Consider the following 21,531-nt stretch of genomic DNA (forward strand, 5'->3'; position numbering starts at 1 on the left):
ATGACTTCGACTAGGTTTGTCCGCTCCGCAAGCAATCCCGGTAAAGCTTACCGTTTCTGACCGTTCAGGAATAAAAATCTTCTCAAACCATCGGTCAATATTTTTGGCGGCGTTTAAATCTCTGTCTTCAGTGTGTCCACACTCAGGACAGATATAAACGCGGTTTTTCAGTGGCATTTTATGCCTATGATTACCACAATTAGAACAAATTTGAGAACTAGGAAACATCCTATCAACAATGATTAGTTGACTGGAGAATTTCTCCGTTTTATACTCTAACTGCAGTCTAAATTCATACATACCACAGTCAGCAATTGCACCTGCTAATTTATGGTTTTTGAGAAATGCTTTGACGTGTAAATCCTCCATCTTAATAACGCTGTGGTTCTTAGCTAGATAGTGAGTCAATTTATGGATTGAATCTTTACGGATATTGACAACTTTAGCGTGTAGTTTAGCCAGCTTTTTAACGGCTTTAGCGCGATTTTTAGAACCTTTTACTTTCTTGGTCACGCGACGCTGTAAACGCTTTAAGCGCTTACTCATCCGGCGATAAGCTTTAGGGTTAGAAAATACCTTACCTGTACTAGTTACAGCTAATTCCTTAATACCGATATCAACCCCGACACTAGGGCGTTTGGCGTTAACGGTAGGTTTTTCTATCTCATATTTCATAGAAATAAACCATTGTTCAGCTTGACGACTAATAACACAATTATGAATTGCTGCAACTGGTAGCGGTTCTGCTAATCGCACCCAGCCAATACTAGGAAGCTTGACCCGCTTACCATCATTTTTCATCCCTGGTTTGGCTTTAGTCCCAGACTCTAAATAAAAAGAATCGCGCTGACCTTTTTTCTTAAATCTGGGTTGTTTAGATGTTTTCTTGAAACATCTATCCCACGCCTGGCGTAAATCAGCCAAAGCTTTTTGTGGGACATTTTTGTTAACTTCGTAATACCAATCATGCTGAGATTTTACCTGTGCAACTAATCGTTTGTGTAAATCAATTGCAGATGGAATCTTGACAGATTTATCAGTTTCCCGCAGTTTTAAAACTTCTAGGATTGCAGCATTTGCCCAGTTATAGGCGTGTCGTGCAGTACCAGAAGCTTTACGGAAAGCTGACACCTGTTTGTTGTTTGGTATCAGTGCTGTTTGAAAACTAAGTAACATTGTTCGACCTCCAATGTTTTATTAACTTTAACATTATATACCCATAGGACTTACATCACCTTTTATAATGCGAAAGTCTAACCGTTTTTACTGACACGCCTAGCTCTTGAGCAGTGTCGCCAATGGAAATAGTCATTTGATTGTTGTCCATAATAGAGTTACCTCGCTGTATGCACTCTATTATGTGAACATAATGGTAATAATATCTATATCTGGGTATAATTTAAGTTGAAGTTTAGTCCCCCTCATTCCCACTTAACTAGAGTAGTATTACTACCAACACCCATCAGCATCAATCTACTTTAGCTTATTCAACTTCGTTAAAAAGTTCTTCTTCTAACAGTGGTTGTATTTTTTTAAATTCCTCTGGGGAAAGTAATTGAGGTTCTCCAGTGCTAGAAATCCGAGCAAAAAACAGCAGCGGGTCTACAGGGGTATAAATTGCGTATTCTTGACCTTGATCATAGAAACTAGCAAGTAACTGTAATTGTTCAGGTTCCAAGTCCTCATCTTCATCTTCAATTTCCAAGGTGAAAATCTCCGACTCTTCCACTGCTGGTAAATCACCAGACACTGTCAGAGCATAAGCAGTATGCTTGACTATCAAATTTTGTTCAGCCAAAACAGCTTGAGCAGTACCTAAAATTTGGTTAATGACAGCATCATCATCTACCAAAACCGCCTGTTCATCATCATCATCACCTTGCCAAGCGAAAATTTCTATAGGCGAGTCCACAGGGAGGAGCAAAACATATTCTTGTCCCTCTACCGCCAGGGAATGTTCAACATAACATTCTAGGCTTCGCCCGCTGTCATCGGTGAGGGTGATGGAACCTGCATGAGCATGATCATTTTCTTCAGGAAATGGAGAGGAAAACATAGCCGAAGTGTAAAACTTTATAAATAGAAGTAGATATACAAATGTCTTTACTATTTATTGACTAATTCAGTCAATAAAAGAGCTTCAGAAATTGATATCAGTCTTAGTGACCCAATTCAGAATATCACGTAAAAAGGTATCAATACTCTCAGGCTAGCACGGCTTCCTGGAAGTTGCCCCGTCTAGTGTCAAGCCATTGTTGTAAAATTAAAGCTGCCGCCTTACGGTCAATTAAACCTTTATGGCGTGATGGCGAGATATTTTCAGCTATTAACAGTTGCTCCGCTTGGAAAGAAGTTAATCGCTCATCTACATATTCCAGTGGTAACTCCATAGCCTTCGCCAATTTTTTGCCAAATTTCAAGACATGACGAGCCTGGAATCCTAAAGTCCCATCCATAGAGTAAGGTAAACCCATTACCAGCACTTGTACCTGACGCTCATTCACCATGTGGCGGATTTGCTGGACATCCCTTTCAAAAGATGTCCGTTCAATGGTGGTGAGTCCCATAGCAATCAAACCCGTACCATCGCACCCTGCTATACCAATCCGCTTGCGACCAAAATCTAATCCCAATGCTGAAATAAACGGTTGTGGTTGCTCTTGGGGTGTCAAACTAGTTCTCCTGTTTTGGCTGCTCTGTGGATTCAGGAATCGGCAATACTTCCATACTCAAATTATCGCACTTAAAGGTTATAGGTTCTGATTTGCTTGAACCCGGACTGTCTGATGGTGATTGGTTTGTTGGTCTTACCCATGACATCCCACCTGGTATGGGTTTACGAGCTGGTTGTAAACCTTGTAGCACCCCACTCCATTGAATTCCTTCCAAGGAAACAAATTTCGACTCCCGTAACTTATGCCAAACTGAGCGAGACATCACCAGGGTATGTTCTATGCGCTTGGCCCCAATGCGTTCTAAATACTCTTCTCGTTCAGCTTGGTAGTCTGAGGATGCTAACTGTAAACCTTGCTGCGGGAAATCTTGGACAATTCGTGCTAATTGGGAAAGCATCTCTGGATATAGCCAGGTATAAGCGGGGTGAACTGTCAGGGTGGCCACATGAGGAGTTTCGCCCTTGCGGTTCAGTTGTACTTGGAAATAGCCGATGGCTGCTTTGCGTTGCGGTTCAAACACGTAGCCACTCACCACTTCTGTTTTTGTGATCCACTGCTTCACAGCATCAGCTAGAGCACCCAACAAACTGGTTTTAAAGTCCCGTGTATTCCGGTCAAACACCTGACGCACTAAAGGAGGCATTGATGCTGTATCTAACTGATAGAGTAATTGAGCATCGGCATTACTTACAGGCAAAAGATTAGGTAAGTCCGGCTCCGCTTGCGCTAATACAGCCAGTAATTGCGGTTCAATTTCCCAGTAGGTCATTTCTGCCAGGCGCTGAAATCCATTTTGCCGATATAGTGCTAGAGCGTCTTTATCATTAACATTAACTTCTAATAACCAAGTCCGAGCTTCTAAAATCGACTCAAAGCAATGGCGCAACAGTTGCGAGCCTACTCCTTGTTTCTCCAGCGATTTCGCCAGCATTAGCCGATCAATCCGCCATGTACTGCGTGTACGGTTGAAAGGTGACACTTGAATCATTCCTAACAATACTCGCCCCTGTTCTGCTACGTAGGCACAGAAACGATACTTGAGAGGGTTAGGAAACCAACTCAAAAATTTTAGTAACCCATACCAACGGCGTAACCATTGCATCTGGTTGATGGCAATTTCAGCCTCTTTGGGAGTCAAGTCTGATAATGAGTCTTGAGTTATTTGCTCAATTCCGTCCAAATCCCGGTATTGGGCTGGCCGGATGACAACGCTGAGATTTCGAGGTAGTAATGAAGTCATCTTAATTTTATCTGCCATTTAGCCTTAAGTTACTGGTTTAGAGGAAGTGCTACAATAATCTTAACCCCTTTTTACTCCTGCCTCTTGCTCCCCAAGAGTGATTTTTTTGACACCTGCCGCACTAAGGTGATCGATGTTATTGCTTCATCCTTGGTTGCAGTTATCCACTTAACCTACTACCTGCGGTTATGGCTACGCCACTCAAGGTATCATACAGCAAGACTCGTAACTAAATACCAAAAAAGCAGACCTGATGAGCGCAACTTTCGTATTGACCCAACATATCTGCTTTTGTTTTATGAGAACTGTACTGAAAATTTATCTTTTTTTACCACCCTTGTCGGGAAATTAGCTTCTCAAAGTTGGCTTGAGTTTGGTGCAGCAATTGCTCTCGGCTATTTTCAAGTGAAAGTGTCTCCTTGAGGGGGGGAACCAGATTGCGGGCCTGTAGAGTCATATGAAGTTGCAAATGGGCAACATATTCGCTGAAGTCTTCATTTTGGACAACTGCGCCCCTTGAGACATTTGATTCCACTGTCACTTGGTTCTCCTTCTCTTCATTTGGTGTGGCTGTGCCTTTATATCATCAGAACTTATCACATTGTTTTGCTTAACTTCTCAATCTGTAATGAAGTTTAATGTTTTGGCAAATTTGTTTGCACTCACCATTAAAACTGGTATGATATGCCCAGGGAAAGCACAGGGTATATCTTTAACCAATCTAGATCATTTTCTAGTTTGTTTTTTTCTTTTTCTATACTAGTGTTGATTTCATTCCTTATATCTGGAGTAGCACCAGTACCGAAGTTAGGTGTAACATCTATTTTTGGTGAGCCGGTGAACATCACACCCAAATTAAAAGAAAACCCCAAGCCTTTACCCCGTTGAACGGCATTTCCCCAGCCAATACCTAAATAAGGTGCGACACTATTGGGAAAGCCAACTTTAGCATCAACTGATCGTAAAACATCAACGTTGTAAGTATCTTCACCAACTGTAATAGTGTCAGTGCCAGGTGCTGGTCTACCAGTTCCCTTGAGGTTATTATCTTGAAAGACTAAACCCCCAGTCAAACGAAAACCAGAATTTTTTGCGGGGTGGTAGTCAACTAGAGTGGAAATATTCGACAAGCTCAGATCAGCTTCATAGGTAACATCAGTTTCTGTGATATCAGCCCCTACACTAAAAGTATTTATCCCCACCCTGGCATTAAAATTAGGAGTTATTGACCTAGTTACAGATCCTCCTAGACCTAAAGTACCAATTTCTGGAGTAATTGCCCAACCACTCTTTTTACCTCCCTGAGATTGGCTTGTTTGTTCTGTGGGTCTAACTTCCATGGGAGCGCTGGGACTGGGTATTGAGGAAGGGGGAGTAATTTGACTACAGCGAGAGTTGAGGGGATAATCCTTACAGAATTGATTTAAATCAATAGGTGTTTGTGCTATGGGTTGTAAGTCAGTAGCGCTGTGAGAAAAGGTTCCCCCTACAGAATTTATTTCACTCAGTTGAGATGTAGCAATTACTTCTTGGGATAATACTGGTTGACTTGTGGATACCCCAAATCCCAAAGCAGATGCTAATGTCAAAGTTCCTACAGATTTTAATTTAAGTCCACTCATGATCATTACTCCTCACCTAATAACTAACCTTGCAGTTTCTGCTCAAGACAGACAATTTCACCGTTTAATTATGCAGCAAGTCAAGACAATTCTTACCCGTGAGTTATTTTCTGGGTAGGTCAAAACCTCAAATTTCTTGATTGATGCAGTTTTAGGGTTGTATCTTCCCCATGGACAGCAGCCTTCTATAAGCATAAGTATATAATCAAACAGTTTGCCAAGTCAATGTGGCAAACTGTAGATGTATAAAAAATTAGTATTGTAGGAGGAGTGATATTTCTCCGAGACCCACAAGAATGGTCTTAGCTCAAGAGAGAACCAGCAATCATTCCCCCAAGTAAAATGAAACCAATCCAGACATTTTGACTGAACATCTTACCATATAGAGAATTGGGTAGGCTATCCTGTATTAAACGGAAATATTGCCAAATCCAGCCAATAGCAGCAATAACTAGACTCATCCAAAAGGGAAATCCCAGGCTTGTCCATATACCTAAGCATAGGAGTAAGATGACTGTAATCACAAAGAAAATACCAATAGCCACAGGGGCATAATTACTGAAAAACAAAGCGCTAGAATTTACACCAATACGGCGATCATCTTCGCGATCGCTCATAGCGTAAATGGTATCAAATCCCAAAGTCCAGAATATAGTAGCGCCCCAGAGTAGCCAAGTGGGTAAAGAAATATGTTGAGTTACAGCACTCCAACTAATCAAAACCGCAAAACCCCAAGCAATGGAGAGAACTAATTGGGGGATGGGGAATACCCGCTTTGCACCTGGATAAAGCAGAATTACAGGTACAGCAGCTACAGACAACCAGAAACTTAAGGGGTTAAGATAAGAAGCGAGTACTGCGGCACATCCTAAAGCAACCACAGCCACTACAATCCCGACTCTAACAGACAAAGCCCGGGAAGCCAAGGGGCGATCGCGCGTTCTGTGCACCTGTGGGTCAATATTCCTATCCCACAAATCGTTAACCACACAACCAGCTGCACTAGTAGCTAGAGTACCCAAAATAATTACCCCGACCAAGGGTAAAGGCGGTTTTCCTGATGCGGCTAAAAATACAGACCACAAAGCCGGAATCATTAAAATTAATCGTCCTTCTGGTTTATCCCACCGCAAAAGGCGGATAATAGTCAGCCATACAGGTTCCTGTTTGCGTTCGTAAGGATTCAGCATATAAATCAAGTCATAACTTGAGATGGATGAATTCACACATCTTTACATCTATAGAATAACTTTATTTGGTATTTATAGAGGTAGAACCTGTGACTAACAACGGTAAACATTCTTAGATAAGACAGGCTTTGTACATAGTTCAGAGTAAGAAGAGATTGATTTTGTTGTAACGCACCATTTTTTAGTCCTTCAACGAGAGAAAACTAGATGCTGAATTTAGTTTCAGCTAGCTGGGAAAGTGTTAGCACTGAACCAGTTAAGCAAAACCGGATTATTGCTGCTATTGATATGGGAACAAATTCTCTGCACATGGTAGTAGTAAAGATTGACCCGACCTTACCAGCTTTCAGCATTATTGCCAAAGAAAAAGAAACTGTCAGGCTGGGTAATCGTGACCTGACCACTGGAGAACTCAAACCAGAAAACATTCATAAGGCTATTACCGCCCTCAGACGCTTTCAAGAAGTCGCTAAAACCGCCAATGCTGAAACAATCATAGCTGTAGCCACAAGCGCTGTGAGGGAGGCCCCCAATGGTAGAGATTTTTTACACCAGGTAAAAGAAGAATTAGGCCTAAGCGTTGACTTGATTTCTGGTCAAGAAGAAGCCCGTCGCATCTACTTGGGTGTACTTTCGGGGCTGGAATTTGATCAGCAACCCCACATAATTATTGATATTGGTGGCGGTTCTACAGAGTTGATTTTAGCAGATAGCCAAGAAGCCCGCACTCTGAGCAGTACAAAGGTCGGCGCAGTGCGACTCACCAGTGAGTTAATCACCACCCAACCCATCAGCGATGTCCAGTTTCAATATCTCCAAGCCTATACAAGGGGAATTTTAGAACGTTCTGTTGAGGATGTATTAGCAAATATCCATCCTGGGGAATCTCCCCGTTTAGTGGGAACCTCCGGGACGATTGAAACCCTGGCGATGATTCATGCGCGAGAAAATTTAGGTATTCTTCCCTCTACCCTCAATGGCTACCAATTCACCCTCAAGGATTTGCGGGTTTGGGTAAATCGGTTGCGAAAAATGACAAACTCAGAAATATCTATTATCCCCGGTATGCCAGATAAGCGCTCAGAAGTGATATTAGCTGGTGCTGTCATCTTACAGGAAGCTATGACTTTGTTAGGTGTAGATTCAGTCACCTTGTGCGGACGCGCCCTCAGAGAGGGGGTAATTGTAGATTGGATGCTATCCCACGGTTTGATTGAAGATAAACTGCGCTATCAAAGTTCCATACGCCAGCGGAGTGTTCTCAAACAGGCTGACAAGTATGATATCAATTTGCAACACAGCGATCGCGTGGCCTTATTTGCCTTAAGTTTATTTGACCAAACCCAAGGAAAGTTACACCAATGGGGAGCCGCGGAGCGACAACTGTTATGGGCGGCGGCTTTATTGCATAATTGTGGGCATTATATCAGCCATTCGTCTCATCACAAACATTCCTACTATCTGATTCGCAATGGTGAATTACTCGGCTACACTGAAACCGAAATTGAAATCATTGCCAATTTAGCCCGTTACCACCGCAAATCACCCCCCAAGAAAAAACATGATTATTACCGTAACTTAGTCAGTAAACAGGATCGACAAATCGTCAACCAACTCAGCGCCCTGTTGAGAATAGCCGTTGCACTAGATCGGCGACAAATTGGTGCGATCGCTCGCGTCCAATGTCTGTATAATACCGTACAAGGAGAGTTACAGATGTTACTATTTCCCTCTGAACCTGATGATGACTGTTCTTTAGAACTTTGGAGTATAGATTATAAAAAACCAGTTTTTGAAGATGAGTTCAATCTAAAATTGGTACCTCTTTTACAATCGTCTCATTTTTCCTGAATATAGTTTACAGAAGATATTTTTGTGCGTTAAACTGATTTAGCGCACCTACCAATCCATCTCATGGAACACCAGAAAATCAATGTTTCATCTGGTGTAAGTTTATCATTCAACCTTGGGCATTGCACTCAGATATCAGTCTAAATCCCTCCCCCTCATGTGTGAGGAACGGGTAGAACCAGCAGGGCATCACCAGAAATTATTGAATATTTTTAATCTGAAAGTCAATCCCTCAAGACAATCACTTTGTCATAGAGGTGAAGATGAACTGCGTCCACTGAGTTTGGATACATCAAAAATACTTAGTAAACTGACCCTTCTGAACACCCTTCAATGAGACTTGTGGTTATGGATAGAAGTAGACCAAACTTAGAAGAAGTCCTCGCTTATCTAGAAGCTGAAATGGATGAATATAATCAACAGTTCTATACAGAACCAGATAGGAATAATCAAGTGGTATCTAGTATGAATCGAGATTTGGTAGAACGTTATGAACTGGGTACAAATGAAGAATATTCTCAAGAACTTGATGCAGAACTTGAGGTAAAATAACCGAAATCGAATAAATAGGTTAAACCCATCATATTCTGCTAATCATCGGCAGTATTTATGCAATTTCTAATCGGGGCTGCTCTACTACTTCCAATTTAATTTCTTTGGGAATAATTTTTAGGAATAACTGAAATTTCGCCTCAGCTATTTAAGGATAATATATAAAATCCCAGTTATTCATGTGAATCACCCAATTAGCTATTTATTTACTAAAGATAAATAATTCAGCCTTTATTAATATATAGCATTTCCCATGCTCGTGAGGTACAAAGTTGTTTAGTTTCAGGGAACAGGGAATAGGCAATTGATGTGTACTTCATTAGCCTGAAAAAGGCTTTATTTATTATTGAGTAGGGTTTAACTACTATTAAACCGTACTCAATAAATGTTTCTTAGAGAGAAAAATTCTTTGGTGTCTTTACATTAACAGGAACAACTATGCTATTTTTAATAGTTGGACCATTTACAGCAGTACTATTACCTCCATTACCCCTGATTTCGTGGAGTACCTCTTGATGCTGTCTAACATTCCCATTATTACCAGTATTCACTTGTACTGCTGTCGAAGAACTAGTATTTCCTGTACAAGCTGCTGGACTGTACATTTGCACATTAGAACTTTGTCTGGCGGGAGTTGGAGACATATTAAGTTGAACCCCCACATGAGATATAACGCACTGTGCGAATGCGGCGCTGGTAGCAAAACTAGCAACTGTTAAACAAACACCAAAAGATAGGAAACCAAGATATAAATCTTGATATTTCATCTAAGTTCTCCCGGATTTTTTACATTAATTACAAAGGACTGATACTTTACTACTGTGATGTCTGTATCTACCATTCCTGCTGACTTGTCTGCTTTCTTGGGTAAGAATACTACCTGATTTTTGACAGGTGTTTCTCAATAAAGTATTGACATCGTTAATATGAAAATTTCCATTCATATAGATTTCAGTCTCAGGAGTATGGAGCTTTGCACTTCCCGGAAAATCTGGAAATATTTCCAGATTTCCCCGGAAATCTTGACGAATTCTCATTCTCCCTATTTGCATATCTATTTCACCTATTTGAGTAACAACAGGGAGAAATAAGCTAACAGAAATTAGCAGTGAGGAAAATTTGTAAATCTGCATAGGATATCCCCATCAAGTATGGCTGAAGCAAGCGGTAGCTATCAGAAAAAGTCTAGGGTAAAGTATAGTGTTGCTATCACCTTTACCCTATTAATTTTAGAAGCAGCCACCGAATTTAACTTAAATAAGTTGGGGATTGTTGCTAGTTATTCATAATCATCAATGGTGTCTTTTCTGGTGATAAATAGGTCGGGTTATCCCCTGGTTAATTTTTCGGTTCTGTTGAGAAGCGCTATTAATACAAACATTACCGATACCGTGGGTCTCACACATCTGATGGATGACTTGACCGCTAGCATTGCTACCATAACTCCCAGCATCACCTGCGAAGTGTTGATTAATTTGATTAGCCTTATTTACGCTAACGTTGTGATTCCCAGTGGTAATATTAGTCTGATTAATTATTTGAGCGTTATTACTGTCTCCAGTTTGAGCATTAGCACCAGTAGAAGCAAATGCGATCGCACTTACAGTGAACAAACCGATAATAAATTTATTCATGAACAACTCTACAAATTTCAATGTTTCATTGATCCATTAGCTCTGATTAGCTGGCTGTGGTAGCCCGAATCTCAGCTATTAAGAATAAATAATAATAACAATTCTAGCGGTAGTCAAGCCAAATTAATACAAATTATAAACCACAGTGTTGCATAGAGATTATCAACATATCTACGTTAATTCATTGTTAATAATAGCGTTAAAAATTAGATCATAAAAATGAATCTATGAGATGATTTATTAGATATAGAATCTTAAATAATATGCGTTAAATATTATCTATCTAAGGAAATAAGTTTCTAATTTAGTGAATAAAATCTAGATCATTGAGTATTAATTAATCACAGAAATCAGGATTTGCTGAAAATTTATGGAATAGAAAATCAAATCCCCTGGATACTAAGGGAACACAAAACTACATAATCATGTAAAATTGTGTAAAGCAATTGTAGTATTTATAAACCGAAGGCATCAACAAACCCATGCAACTGAAACTCAGTGCATCTAAATTTCCCCCGGCTCCCTTAGTCTTAATCGCCCCGTTTTTCCTGTGGGGAACAGCAATGGTAGCCATGAAAGGAGTCATAGCCGACACTACACCCCTATTTATGGCAGCTGTGCGATTGTTACCAGCAGGGGTGTTAATTTTAATTACAGCAACAATGATGGGTAAACCCCAGCCCAAAGGTTGGTTAGCATGGCTGTGGATTATTTTATTTGCCTTGGTAGATGGGGCATTATTTCAAGGCTTTTTGGCAGAGGGACTAGTTAGAACTAGTGCGGGGTTAGGGTCTGTAATGATTGATTCCCAACCTTTAGCGGTGGCTTTGTTGTCCTTGTGGCTATTCCAAGAACACATTGGTTTGTGGGGATGGCTGGGGTTAGGACTGGGAGTTATCGGTATTAGTTTAATTGGTTTACCCCATGAGTTGATTTTTCAGTTGTTTGATCCCAATGTCAATACAAGCATTGGGAATTGGCAAGATGTATTTAGTAGTGGTGAATGGTTAATGCTGTTAGCCGCCCTCTCCATGGCTGTGGGAACGGTGATGATTCGGTTTGTCTGTAGATATGCTGACCCGGTAATGGCCACGGGATGGCACATGATTTTGGCGGGATTACCGTTGTGGGGTATTTCATCTGTAGTAGAATCTCACCAGTGGCAGAATCTCACTATCTCTGAATGGATGGCTTTAGCCTATGCTACAGTTTTTGGTAGTGCGATCGCCTATGGATTATTTTTCTACTTTGCTTCTAGTGGTAGTTTAACTAGTCTGAGTTCTCTAACCTTTCTCACTCCAGTTTTTGCCCTCTTATTTGGTAATCTCATCCTCTCAGAAGTTCTCACCCCGTTACAGTGGGTGGGAGTAGGACTAACTTTAATCAGCATTTATCTAATTAACCAAAGGGATAACTGGCGCGGTGAAAATCACAAGGTAACCGTGTCAGAAGAAGCTACACAGCAATCACCAGTTTTAGAAACATCTATTCATGGAAGGTGAAGAACAGCCACAAACAATTAACAATTAACATTTTGTAGTGGAGACTTAGGGTGAGTTAGAAGTACAATTACAACATAGAAGATTTTCCACCGCGCCGTAACTAACTGCTAACCCACCCGACATTTCCACTTAAAAACAAAACTCAAAAATATTTCATCTGAACTTGGATAACTGTATTTGGCCCTGCTAACAAAAAAGCAGCGTCTTTGAATTTAGGAGCACTGGTACGAACTTCTGGGTTTCTGGAAAACCCAAAACCTTCCGTGGGGATACCCAGGTAATTAACATTGAGGATTTGATCTTGATTCTGATCATGGATAACAGCCACAGCATAAGTACCAGGTTGTAAGTTATCAAAGGTAATTTTTGAGGATGTTTCGGAAATCTTAGTACACTTACTTTTAACTACACCATCGTTATTATTGGGAAATCCTTTACTATTAGCAAATATGGTCACACACACCAGTCCCTGTGTGTTTCGCAATCCATCAACTCCTACAGTGAGTTTACCCGGTAAAACCGCACTGGCGGTGGATGTCCAGGCCAGATTTCCGATGAATGCAAGTAGCAACAGACTCAGCCCCAATTTATTTATCATAGGTATTTATCATAGGTTTTGTTGAAAGTACGTACAGTTTGGCATTACAGCACTTTTCAAGTAAATCAAGTACACATCTTAACATCATAAATCTTGTGGGGTGGGCATTCTCCCCGACCTTGTTCACTAAACAAGCACAAAGCACACAAAAAAATTACAGTTTCAATTATGCAGTCTCACATATTACCCCCTCCCCTGCAACCTGGTGACTTATTAAAGGTAATTGCTCCTAGTGGTGCGTTGCGAGAATTTCCAGCATTGTCAAGGGGTGTAGAAATTTGGCGATCGCGTGGTTATGAAGTGGAAATTATCGCTAATGTAGCTGATAAGTGGGGATATTTAGCACAAACAGACGAAATTCGTCGCCAACAGCTAACCCAAGCCTGGGAAGATCCAGCTTGTCGTGGTATCCTCTGTACTAGGGGGGGATTTGGTAGCACCCGGATTTTGGAAAATTGGACTTGGAACCTCAACGGTAGACCACCCAAATGGCTGATAGGATTTTCTGATATTACAGCTTTGCTATGGAGTCTTTACACAGCAGGTATTTCTAGTCTTCATGCTCCTGTACTGACGACTTTAGGAAATGAATCAGATTGGTCAATTCGGCGATTATTCGATGTTGTCGAAGGTCGTCCTATTCCTCCCCTCAAAGGTTGTCCTTGGGGTGGTGGAATGGCCACTGGTCTGTTGCTACCAGGTAATCTTACTGTTGCTACTCATCTTTTAGCTACATCAATATTACCGGAGTTAGATGGTGTGATTTTAGCATGGGAGGATGTGACAGAAGCACCATACCGCATTGACCGCATGCTCACCCAGTGGCGTTTAAGTGGTCTGTTATCAAAGGTTCGTGGTATTGCTTTGGGGGGCTTTACTCAATGCGAAGCATCGCCTGGTATACCTAGCTTCAGTGTTGAAGAAGTTCTCCGCGATCGCCTGGGTGATTTGGGTATTCCCATTGTATCTGATTTACCCTTCGGTCATGACAGTCCCAATGCGGCTTTACCTGTGGGCGTCTTAGCAACTTTAGACGCAGACCAGGGGATTTTGACTTTCAACTAACTGAGTTGGGCGACTAGTTGATTTTCTAACAGAGTGTCATTAGTTAACAAGTCCTCCACTGTAATGCGCAAAAAACGTTGTTCATCAACTTGAAACAAAACCTTAATGCGATCGCTTCCCGGATATCCCGGTGGTGTCAGTTGGGCGATGGTTCTCGCACCAGCTTGATCATTGAGGGGTTTCACACTGGTGACACCCGCTTCTAAACGGCGAGTAATCAAGCGATCGCCGTCAAAATAAACTTCCGTACTACCTGTCTGAGAACCCAATTCCCCAATAATTAATTCAATGCTGGGTTGATTTTCCACAGACGCGCCTAAAACTAATTCTACCGCCTCACTCATGGGGTACGCCTGTCCAGATTTAATCATCGAATGCCAATTATGACGGTTTTGGCGGCGGTCCCAATAGCGGACACCATAACTATGATAGAGAAAGTCTTTGATTTCCATCCCTTGGGCTAACTGTAACGCACCCTGAGCGATCGCTTCAAAGGGACGGTCACAGCGGATTTTTTCCCCTGGAAAGTACTGTTTTACCCATGTCTGCACTGCTGGTAATTGTACAGTCCCACCCACTAACAACACGGCGTTAATATCTGTAACTTCTATGCCCTTTCGTCGCGCTTGTTGTAATAAACTGGTCATTGACTCATCTAATTGGGCAAAAAATCCCTTTTCTTCCAGGATGTTGTCAAATATTTCCCGGTTTAATGACAATTCATAGCTTTCTAACTTCTCGTCGTCAAAATAAACTTCACTGGCTTGGTTTTGAGTTGATAGCTGAATTTTTACCCGTTCCGCTAATCTTGTGGTTAAGGGAGTTACCGCTAGTCCTTGAGTTTTAGCAAAGTAATCTACTAACCAATCATCTATATCAGTACCCCCCATATTTTGCCCGGCTTTGGCTAGTACACGGGCTGTTTTAGGTTTTTGGCGGGAATTGTCACCCAGGGATTTATTACCCCATTTCAGGAGGAATCCTACAGGTTTTTTAGTTGGCAAACTTGGATCTAAGCGCACTAGAGACAAGTCTAATGTACCACCGCCAAAGTCAACCACTAAGAGAATTTCTCGGTCTGCTAAATCGTAACCCAAAGCCGCTGCGGTGGGTTCGTCTAACATCTGCACCTTTTCCACCGGGAGGGCTTGACAAACTTGGCTTAACCAGTGACGATAGGCTTCAAAGCTGTCTACCGGTACTGTTAAGACCAGAGAATCTAACCCTCCTTCCATCGGTGCTAATTGTGCAATTAATTTATTTAAGAATAATTGCCCTACTTGCTCAAAGGTGACATTCTCCCCATCTATTTCTGGGAGGAAACCTTGAACATCCGCACCAATTCCCCGCTTGAAGCTGCGGAAGAATCTTGTTTCGTTCTTGAGGTCAAAACCGCCGTCGCGTACTTCTTGCCCTACTAATACTTTACCCTGTTGTATTTGTTCTATGTATACTAGGCTGGGAATGACTGGGGGGTTGAGGCTGTGCTGAGTTGATAAACCGGGTATGGTCAGGGTTTCTGGCCGCTGGGTGACCGGGTTCCAGCGGGCTATAACTGTATTACTTGTACCAAAATCGATCGCGATCGCCATATTTGATAATTGTTTCGCGCAAAGGCGCAAAGGCGCAAAGTATTGTTTTCAGTGAGATTATTTTCGCATATCTTTAGCAGTGGGATTGCAGTCTGCTTATATGCCTAGTTGAAAAAGCCTCACTGGCATCATATCCTAGAAAAAATAATGTTATATATTTTACTTTATTTACCTTAATTGGTTGCTAGTCTTCACCCTTCAGATAGAAGAGTAAAAAAAACCAAAAAGTTAAATTCTTGAGCTATGTACTATTTTATTGTGCATTTTTCAAGTTAGATATTACGTAACTGTCGGGTGCTTCACTTGATTGACACAATCTATGCAGTCTCACGCACCATACCCATAAGCCATTTACGTAATTCCAGAAAATGCACATTTTTAGTTCATGAGTCCATTGAAAATTCTCAAATATCAAATAGGCGTTGTGGAGATTGGTAAAAGTGAAATCTTATTTAGCAGGATTTTTAGCTCAACCACAGGTACAAGCCCATATTTATGATCAGAATATTATGAAAGTTGCAATTGTTATTGAGGCTCATTATAATTTAAATTCTCTGTCTTCTGTGCTGGAAGATATTCGCAAACAGAAATTATATCAGACAAAAATTGATATTTACGTTGTACATAATGCTTTAGATGAATTTACTCAAGCTTATTTACAAAAATTTGACTTTACTCAAATTACATTTGTGCAACCAGAACAAAAATTAGCTGATCATGAGCGCTTATATTATGGTTTACAATTTGTCAGTAAGCTGGAATACGATTACATCTGGCTAATTGACAGTGATGTACGTCTAGATCCTTTGGCTCTCACCACGCTAATTACAACTTTACAAGAGTATAATGAAGTTGGTTTAGTGTGTTCTCAGGTTTATGAGCGCAAAGAACCTAAAACTATTCAAGAATTTGGTAACTTTATTAATGGTAATTACCCACAATCAACAACAAATGTTCCCAAGCAAAATAATATCTTAGGCGAAGAATTATTACACAATAAAGCTTATATTCAGGTAGAATATTGTGCTGCTAAATCTCTCCTGTTGCCATATCAAGTTGTGCAGCATCTTGGAGTATGTCAAGATTTTGGTCTGAACTTTAAGAGTACAGATTTGTGTATGCGAGTGCAAAAAGCAGGTTGGATTATTGCTGTTAATCCTAGTTCAATTATTTGGCAAAATTCACCTGATTTAGAACTATGGAGTTGGATTAATTGTGATAATAAATACAGTTTCTACTATTGGGAAAAGTACAGACCAGACCTTTTTTAGTCACAGGCAGTTTTGCCAAATGTCATTTTTAATCATGAACCGTACCATCAGGCATGATAGCACCCTCTAGGTCAGCATTTGTTAAAATCGCTCCTGTTAAATCCGCACCTTTTAGATTTGCTCTTCGTAAAATGGCAGTATCTAGATTGGCGTAACTCAAGTCTGCTCCTTGCAAACTGCTCTCACTTAAATCCACCGCCAAGTTACCCCACTGTATTATCTTACCCAGATTTGCCCGACATAACTTTGCCTTATCTAAGTTAGCGTGATGTAAGCAAATACCTCTCAGGTCAGCATAACTCAAATTTGCTCCACTTAAAACTGCATATCCCAAATCTGTGCGCTGGTTGGAACTCGGGCGTAGGTCTGCTTGCAATAGCAAAGAACTAGACAAGTTTGCACCATGTAAGTTAGCACCAGATAAACTAGCTTTAATTAAGTTAGTTGCTTCTAAACGTGTTTTAACCAGTTTTGCACCGGTCAAGTCAGCTTCTCGCAGAATAGCACTATGTAAGTCTGCTTCACTCAAATCTATACCCCAAAGAATAGACTCGCTTAAATCTGCTGACTGTAAACAAGCTTGGCTGAGATTAGTTTTACCTAGTCGGGTTTGACGTAAGTCAGCATAGCTAAAATCAGCGCCGGTGAGGTTGGCGTTTGTCAAGTCCGCTTCTTGTAGATTTTGTCTTTGAAAGTTTCTATTTCCAGCAGCGTAACTTCTGAGAATTTCCTCTATGTCCATAAACAATAATTCAAAAGTTTTAAATAGGCTATTTTAGGTATATTAGGTACTTAAATAAATTATACAACTCCTGTGATACCGGCATCTTGCCCGCTACTGTTGTGCCTAACTATATCTTGATTTCGCACTTAATTTCTCTCATGGGACTAAGCTGTTATCAGAGTCCCATGGTCGGGGGTGAAATCTACAAGTTTTTACTTTGAATTACCTGGGTTGGTGGTAAGTTGACATTTTTTGCCAAACCAACTGTTTTTAATAAGTTAATCGCCCACCAGGTAAGGTCAATTTCCCACCAGCGCCAACCACATTTGGCTACGTGAGGATAAGCATGGTGATTATTATGCCATCCTTCGCCATAGGTGAGAATCGCAGCCCACCAGAGATTACAAGAGTTATCGTCGCTGGGAAAAGTCCGATATCCCCACATATGAGTAACAGAGTTGATGAACCAAGTTGTATGCCACAGAATCACAGTTCTTAAGAATACGCCATAGATGACAAATGACCAATCACCCAGGGCATAGAGTAATAAAGCTAGGGGAATTTGCAATAAGATAAAGTAGCGATTCAGCCAACGGTAAAAGGGGTCTCGTGCTAGGTCGGGAGCAAATCGCCCATAGCGCTCATAGTCAAAGAATTCTGGACGGGGATAAAAAATCCAGAGCATATGACTCCACCAAAAGCCTCTGCTGGCGGAGTAGGGATCTTGATCTGGATCTTCGGTGTAAGCATGATGCAAACGATGTCCAGCTACCCAAAAGATTGGCCCACCTTGTAAGGATAATGCACCTAAAACCGCGATCGCATCTTAATCACTATATAGTTATCTAATTAAATTATCTGTCCAGCTTACAAAACTTAACTTAACTTAACCCAGGGAGGTTTTTCTTAGTGACTCCCTAGCCAAATAGGCGCAATTAGATGTCAACATTCCAGTAAAACCAATTACACCTTCATCCATCAGACCCAAAAAAAAAGACGCAGAAAAACATTTCTGCGCCTCTGGGACTTCTTGTCCTGCCAAAAAAACTTATACCATCTCAGAAGCCTGCACCCTAGGTTGAGCCTGAGGCTGGAACATAAATAGCGAGTAAACCACATCACGGCGGATGTTAACCATCATGTCCAAAAAGAGTTCATAACCCTCACTCTTATACTCAATCAACGGATCCTTTTGCCCATAACCGCGCAAACCCACAGACTCCCGCAAAGCATCCATTTGTTGCAAATGTTCCCGCCACAGGGTATCAATACGCTGCAAGATAAAGAACCTTTCCGCTTGTCGCATCAGTCCCGGTTGAATCTGGTCAATTTGGGCTTCTTTGAGGTCGTAAGCAATTCGCACTTGTTCATGGAGGAATGCCTTCATCTCGGTTAAGGTCATATCCTCTAATTGATTTGCTTCCATATCCGCTAGCAGATAGACAAATTCCTTGACCTTATCCACCAACTTTTCTAATTCCCACTCTTCGGAGGGTAGGTCTGGGTTGATGTAGAAATCAACGATTTCATCCATAGTTTTTTCAGCATACTTGACCACCTGTTCTTTCAAGTCCTGACCTTCTAAAACCCGGCGGCGTTCCGCATAGATAGCGCGACGTTGGTTATTCATCACCTCGTCGTACTCAAACACCTGTTTACGGATGTCGTAGTAATAGGTTTCGACTTTTTTCTGTGCGCCTTCCAAACTGCGGGTGAGCATACCAGATTCAATGGGCATATCTTCTTCTACTTGGAAAGCATTCATTAACCCGGCGACGCGATCGCCCCCAAAAATCCGCAGTAAGTTATCTTCTAAACTGAGGAAGAACCTGGTCGAACCAGGGTCACCTTGTCGTCCGGCGCGTCCCCGCAATTGGTTATCAATGCGGCGTGACTCATGGCGTTCTGTACCAATGACGTGCAAACCGCCTAATGAAATCACTTCATCATGTTCGCGGTCTGTGAAATCTTCGTATTCCTGCTTCACCCGGTTGTAAGCTTCCCGTAACTTTTGAATTACAGGGTCATTGGTGGGGGCTTTTTCTGCTGCTATGGCTACCTTGTCTTCTGCTGCCAGTTCTGGTAAACTGCGTTCACCATATTCGGCCACAGCCACCTCCACAGCCTCTTTTAATAAATGTTCAGTGTCTTTTGTCAATTGAGTCGGAAAAATTTCCGGTGAAGCTCTCCAAGTTTTGACTTTTTTACCGGGAACAAAACCTTGACCACCACCATGTCCAGAGGGTAACCCAGCTGCCCTTTGCACACCAAAGATATCTTCATTTTCCGGCATGACAATTCGCGGCATAAAATATTCCCGCAGCTTCAACCGTGCCATATACTCGGAGTTACCACCTAGGATAATATCTGTACCCCGCCCCGCCATGTTGGTTGCAATAGTTACAGCCCCTCTGCGTCCTGCCTGAGCGACTATTTCTGCTTCCCGTTCTACGTTTTCTGGGCGAGCGTTCAGCAGTTCGTGGGGAATCCCCTTCTGTTTTAGTAGCTGGCTGAGATATTCTGATTTTTCTACACTAGTAGTTCCTACTAGAACCGGCCTGCCTAGTTGGTGCATTTCGGCACATTCACCCGCAATCGCTCGCCATTTACCAGGCTCAGTTTTAAACACCATATCCGCCAAATCTTGACGTTTCCTGGTGCGATTGGTGGGAATTACCGCCACTTCTAACTTATAGATTTTTTCAAATTCTGGCTCTTCGGTCTTAGCCGTTCCTGTCATCCCGCCGAGTTTAGGATACAGCAAGAACAAATTTTGATAAGTAATTGTTGCCAGGGTTTGAGTTTCCGGCTGAATATCTACGTGTTCTTTAGCTTCAATTGCTTGGTGTAGACCATCACTCCAACGTCTTCCCGGTAAGACCCTTCCGGTAAATTCATCCACAATTACCACTTCGCCGTTACGGACGATGTAGTTTACATCCTTGAGGAACAGTTCCTTAGCTTTAATAGCATTGAACATGAAATGCGCCCAGGGGTTTTCCGGGTCAAATAAATCTGTAACTCCCAAAAGATTTTCTGATTCTGCAAAGCCTTCATCACTTAACAGTACGTTTCGAGCCTTTTCATCTACCTCATAATGCTCATCTTTTTTCAGACTGAAGGCAATTTCAGCAGCGCGGAGGTATTTTTCCGTAGGTCTTTCTACCTGTCCAGAAATAATCAGGGGTGTTCGCGCCTCATCAATTAAAATCGAGTCTACCTCGTCAATTACACAATAGTTGAACGGGCGTTGTACAACATCCGCCATGGATGTGGCCATATTGTCCCGTAGGTAGTCAAAGCCCACCTCACTATTAGTCACATAGGTGATGTCACACTCATAGTTTTTCTTGCGTTCACTGGGAATCATGCTGGACTGAATTAGTCCCACGCTTAGACCCAGAAACCGATGCACCTGTCCCATCCATTCAGCATCCCGACGAGCCAGGTAATCGTTGACTGTAACTACGTGTACACCCTTACCAGTTAGAGCATTTAAATAACTCGGTAAAGTGGCAACTAGAGTTTTACCCTCCCCGGTTTTCATTTCGGCAATTTGTCCAGAGTGCAGGATAACACCGCCCAACAGCTGGACATCAAAATGTCGCAACCCCAAGACTCGCCGTCCGGCTTCCCTGACCACAGCAAAGGCTTCTGGCAGAATATCATCCAGTGTTTCGCCCTTACCTAGACGCTGTTGAAATTCTGCTGTTTTGCCTTTTAAATCCTCGTCGCAAAGAGCTTGAATCTCTTCGTCTAACAGGTTAATTTCACTAATGTAAGGTTGGTATTTTTTCAGCTTACGAGCGTTGGGGTCGCCCAACAAGAGTTTTAGCATGGCAGATTAGGGAACTAAATCAAGGGGTACGGAAAATAAAGTTTTTGTATTGATTATAAGAATTTAACCCAGTCCAGCCATTCAGGTTGTAGATGGGCATAAAATCAGAGTTAACTCAAAAACAACAAAAAAGTAGATCCAATAAGTAATGGATTGGGTTGATTTCACATAGTGCTA

Annotated in this window: 20 protein-coding genes and 2 pseudogenes; 7 read left to right on the top strand and 15 right to left on the bottom strand. The window is 41.6% G+C overall.

What is annotated here, in order from left to right:
* The 5 genes and pseudogenes from PN447_RS06690 to PN447_RS06705 all read right to left on the bottom strand — a co-directional run.
* Positions 1 to 1,176, bottom strand: a 1,176-nt coding sequence (locus tag PN447_RS06690) for an RNA-guided endonuclease InsQ/TnpB family protein (protein WP_271761887.1), incomplete at its 3' end; no start/stop codon positions are given.
* Positions 1,177 to 1,252: 76 nt separating this feature from the next.
* A pseudogene (locus PN447_RS18705) lies at positions 1,253 to 1,327 on the bottom strand (IS607 family transposase); the annotation flags it as partial.
* Positions 1,328 to 1,483: 156 nt separating this feature from the next.
* The gene (locus PN447_RS06695; RefSeq protein WP_271761890.1) at positions 1,484 to 2,056 is read right to left on the bottom strand and encodes a DUF3727 domain-containing protein; all 573 of its coding nucleotides are present in this window, start codon (positions 2,054 to 2,056) and stop codon (positions 1,484 to 1,486) included.
* Between the two features lie 148 nt (positions 2,057 to 2,204).
* The gene (ruvX, locus tag PN447_RS06700; protein WP_271761891.1) at positions 2,205 to 2,672 is read right to left on the bottom strand and encodes a Holliday junction resolvase RuvX; all 468 of its coding nucleotides are present in this window, start codon (positions 2,670 to 2,672) and stop codon (positions 2,205 to 2,207) included.
* A gap of 1 nt (position 2,673) precedes the next feature.
* On the bottom strand, positions 2,674 to 3,915 hold the full coding sequence (locus PN447_RS06705) for a GNAT family N-acetyltransferase (protein ID WP_271761893.1): 1,242 nt from the start codon (positions 3,913 to 3,915) through the stop codon (positions 2,674 to 2,676).
* A gap of 126 nt (positions 3,916 to 4,041) precedes the next feature.
* Between PN447_RS06705 and PN447_RS06710 the strand changes: the two genes are divergently transcribed.
* Complete coding sequence (locus PN447_RS06710; protein ID WP_271761935.1) at positions 4,042 to 4,338, top strand: hypothetical protein; 297 nt, start codon at positions 4,042 to 4,044, stop codon at positions 4,336 to 4,338.
* Here PN447_RS06710 and PN447_RS06715 read toward each other — a convergent pair.
* The 3 genes from PN447_RS06715 to PN447_RS06725 form a co-directional block, all read right to left on the bottom strand.
* Positions 4,244 to 4,450: a hypothetical protein gene (locus tag PN447_RS06715; RefSeq protein ID WP_271761932.1), complete on the bottom strand. Its 207-nt coding sequence runs from the start codon at positions 4,448 to 4,450 to the stop codon at positions 4,244 to 4,246. The two genes, PN447_RS06710 and PN447_RS06715, sit on opposite strands and share 95 nt — an antisense overlap.
* A 133-nt stretch (positions 4,451 to 4,583) precedes the next feature.
* Positions 4,584 to 5,537: a hypothetical protein gene (locus PN447_RS06720; protein WP_271761895.1), complete on the bottom strand. Its 954-nt coding sequence runs from the start codon at positions 5,535 to 5,537 to the stop codon at positions 4,584 to 4,586.
* 302 nt (positions 5,538 to 5,839) lie between these two features.
* Entirely contained in the window at positions 5,840 to 6,727 is an 888-nt protein-coding gene (locus PN447_RS06725) for a 4-hydroxybenzoate solanesyltransferase (protein ID WP_271761933.1), read from the bottom strand.
* A 207-nt stretch (positions 6,728 to 6,934) separates the two neighbouring features.
* Between PN447_RS06725 and PN447_RS06730 the strand changes: the two genes are divergently transcribed.
* Together PN447_RS06730 and PN447_RS06735 are read left to right on the top strand one after the other, a co-directional pair.
* Positions 6,935 to 8,578 (top strand): Ppx/GppA phosphatase family protein, encoded by a 1,644-nt coding sequence (locus tag PN447_RS06730; protein ID WP_271761896.1) that lies wholly within the window; start codon positions 6,935 to 6,937, stop codon positions 8,576 to 8,578.
* 348 nt (positions 8,579 to 8,926) lie between these two features.
* Positions 8,927 to 9,130, top strand: a complete 204-nt coding sequence (locus PN447_RS06735; protein ID WP_271761899.1) for a hypothetical protein — start codon at positions 8,927 to 8,929, stop codon at positions 9,128 to 9,130.
* Between the two features lie 392 nt (positions 9,131 to 9,522).
* Here the strand turns inward: PN447_RS06735 and PN447_RS06740 are convergent, their stop codons facing one another.
* A complete protein-coding gene (locus PN447_RS06740; RefSeq protein ID WP_271761901.1) occupies positions 9,523 to 9,897 on the bottom strand; it encodes a hypothetical protein in 375 nt (124 codons plus the stop codon).
* 384 nt (positions 9,898 to 10,281) lie between these two features.
* Here PN447_RS06740 and PN447_RS06745 point away from each other — a divergent pair, with 384 nt between their 5' ends.
* Complete coding sequence (locus PN447_RS06745; RefSeq protein ID WP_271761903.1) at positions 10,282 to 10,419, top strand: hypothetical protein; 138 nt, start codon at positions 10,282 to 10,284, stop codon at positions 10,417 to 10,419.
* Positions 10,420 to 10,422: 3 nt separating this feature from the next.
* Here PN447_RS06745 and PN447_RS06750 read toward each other — a convergent pair whose 3' ends face one another.
* A complete protein-coding gene (locus tag PN447_RS06750; RefSeq protein ID WP_271761905.1) occupies positions 10,423 to 10,764 on the bottom strand; it encodes a hypothetical protein in 342 nt (113 codons plus the stop codon).
* Positions 10,765 to 11,246: 482 nt separating this feature from the next.
* Here PN447_RS06750 and PN447_RS06755 point away from each other — a divergent pair, with 482 nt between their 5' ends.
* The gene (locus PN447_RS06755) at positions 11,247 to 12,266 is read left to right on the top strand and encodes a DMT family transporter (protein ID WP_271761907.1); all 1,020 of its coding nucleotides are present in this window, start codon (positions 11,247 to 11,249) and stop codon (positions 12,264 to 12,266) included.
* A gap of 142 nt (positions 12,267 to 12,408) precedes the next feature.
* Here PN447_RS06755 and PN447_RS06760 read toward each other — a convergent pair whose 3' ends face one another.
* Positions 12,409 to 12,864 carry a DUF2141 domain-containing protein gene (locus PN447_RS06760; RefSeq protein ID WP_271761908.1) on the bottom strand — a complete coding sequence of 152 codons (456 nt, stop codon included), beginning with the start codon at positions 12,862 to 12,864 and terminating at the stop codon, positions 12,409 to 12,411.
* A gap of 168 nt (positions 12,865 to 13,032) precedes the next feature.
* Here PN447_RS06760 and PN447_RS06765 point away from each other — a divergent pair, with 168 nt between their 5' ends.
* Positions 13,033 to 13,929, top strand: a complete 897-nt coding sequence (locus tag PN447_RS06765) for a S66 peptidase family protein (RefSeq protein WP_271761909.1) — start codon at positions 13,033 to 13,035, stop codon at positions 13,927 to 13,929.
* Here PN447_RS06765 and PN447_RS06770 read toward each other — a convergent pair.
* Positions 13,926 to 15,521 (bottom strand): Hsp70 family protein, encoded by a 1,596-nt coding sequence (locus tag PN447_RS06770; RefSeq protein WP_271761910.1) that lies wholly within the window; start codon positions 15,519 to 15,521, stop codon positions 13,926 to 13,928. The genes PN447_RS06765 and PN447_RS06770 overlap by 4 nt on opposite strands.
* A 440-nt stretch (positions 15,522 to 15,961) precedes the next feature.
* Between PN447_RS06770 and PN447_RS06775 the strand changes: the two genes are divergently transcribed.
* Positions 15,962 to 16,792 carry a glycosyltransferase family 2 protein gene (locus PN447_RS06775; RefSeq protein WP_271761911.1) on the top strand — a complete coding sequence of 277 codons (831 nt, stop codon included), beginning with the start codon at positions 15,962 to 15,964 and terminating at the stop codon, positions 16,790 to 16,792.
* Between the two features lie 28 nt (positions 16,793 to 16,820).
* Here PN447_RS06775 and hetL read toward each other — a convergent pair whose 3' ends face one another.
* From hetL to secA, 3 genes and pseudogenes are all read right to left on the bottom strand, one after another.
* Positions 16,821 to 17,534, bottom strand: a complete 714-nt coding sequence (hetL, locus tag PN447_RS06780; protein WP_271761913.1) for a heterocyst differentiation pentapeptide repeat protein HetL — start codon at positions 17,532 to 17,534, stop codon at positions 16,821 to 16,823.
* 184 nt (positions 17,535 to 17,718) lie between these two features.
* Positions 17,719 to 18,339 (bottom strand): annotated as a pseudogene (locus tag PN447_RS06785) (acyl-CoA desaturase); the annotation flags it as partial.
* Between the two features lie 225 nt (positions 18,340 to 18,564).
* Positions 18,565 to 21,354 carry a preprotein translocase subunit SecA gene (gene secA, locus PN447_RS06790; RefSeq protein WP_271761915.1) on the bottom strand — a complete coding sequence of 930 codons (2,790 nt, stop codon included), beginning with the start codon at positions 21,352 to 21,354 and terminating at the stop codon, positions 18,565 to 18,567.
* Positions 21,355 to 21,531 lie beyond the last annotated feature (177 nt).

This window comes from Anabaena sp. CS-542/02 (assembly GCF_028331085.1).
Taxonomy (GTDB): domain Bacteria; phylum Cyanobacteriota; class Cyanobacteriia; order Cyanobacteriales; family Nostocaceae; genus Anabaenopsis; species Anabaenopsis arnoldii.

Coding starts and splice junctions, on each gene's coding strand:
- PN447_RS06695 (WP_271761890.1), bottom strand. CDS start 2,056: ATGTTTTCCTCTCCATTTCCTGAAGAAAATGATCATGCTCATGCAGGT.
- PN447_RS06705 (WP_271761893.1), bottom strand. CDS start 3,915: ATGACTTCATTACTACCTCGAAATCTCAGCGTTGTCATCCGGCCAGCC.
- PN447_RS06720 (WP_271761895.1), bottom strand. CDS start 5,537: ATGAGTGGACTTAAATTAAAATCTGTAGGAACTTTGACATTAGCATCT.
- PN447_RS06725 (WP_271761933.1), bottom strand. CDS start 6,727: ATGCTGAATCCTTACGAACGCAAACAGGAACCTGTATGGCTGACTATT.
- PN447_RS06730 (WP_271761896.1), top strand. CDS start 6,935: ATGCTGAATTTAGTTTCAGCTAGCTGGGAAAGTGTTAGCACTGAACCA.
- PN447_RS06735 (WP_271761899.1), top strand. CDS start 8,927: ATGGATAGAAGTAGACCAAACTTAGAAGAAGTCCTCGCTTATCTAGAA.
- PN447_RS06740 (WP_271761901.1), bottom strand. CDS start 9,897: ATGAAATATCAAGATTTATATCTTGGTTTCCTATCTTTTGGTGTTTGT.
- PN447_RS06745 (WP_271761903.1), top strand. CDS start 10,282: ATGGCTGAAGCAAGCGGTAGCTATCAGAAAAAGTCTAGGGTAAAGTAT.
- PN447_RS06750 (WP_271761905.1), bottom strand. CDS start 10,764: ATGAATAAATTTATTATCGGTTTGTTCACTGTAAGTGCGATCGCATTT.
- PN447_RS06755 (WP_271761907.1), top strand. CDS start 11,247: ATGCAACTGAAACTCAGTGCATCTAAATTTCCCCCGGCTCCCTTAGTC.
- PN447_RS06760 (WP_271761908.1), bottom strand. CDS start 12,864: ATGATAAATAAATTGGGGCTGAGTCTGTTGCTACTTGCATTCATCGGA.
- PN447_RS06765 (WP_271761909.1), top strand. CDS start 13,033: ATGCAGTCTCACATATTACCCCCTCCCCTGCAACCTGGTGACTTATTA.
- PN447_RS06770 (WP_271761910.1), bottom strand. CDS start 15,521: ATGGCGATCGCGATCGATTTTGGTACAAGTAATACAGTTATAGCCCGC.
- hetL (WP_271761913.1), bottom strand. CDS start 17,534: ATGGACATAGAGGAAATTCTCAGAAGTTACGCTGCTGGAAATAGAAAC.
- secA (WP_271761915.1), bottom strand. CDS start 21,354: ATGCTAAAACTCTTGTTGGGCGACCCCAACGCTCGTAAGCTGAAAAAA.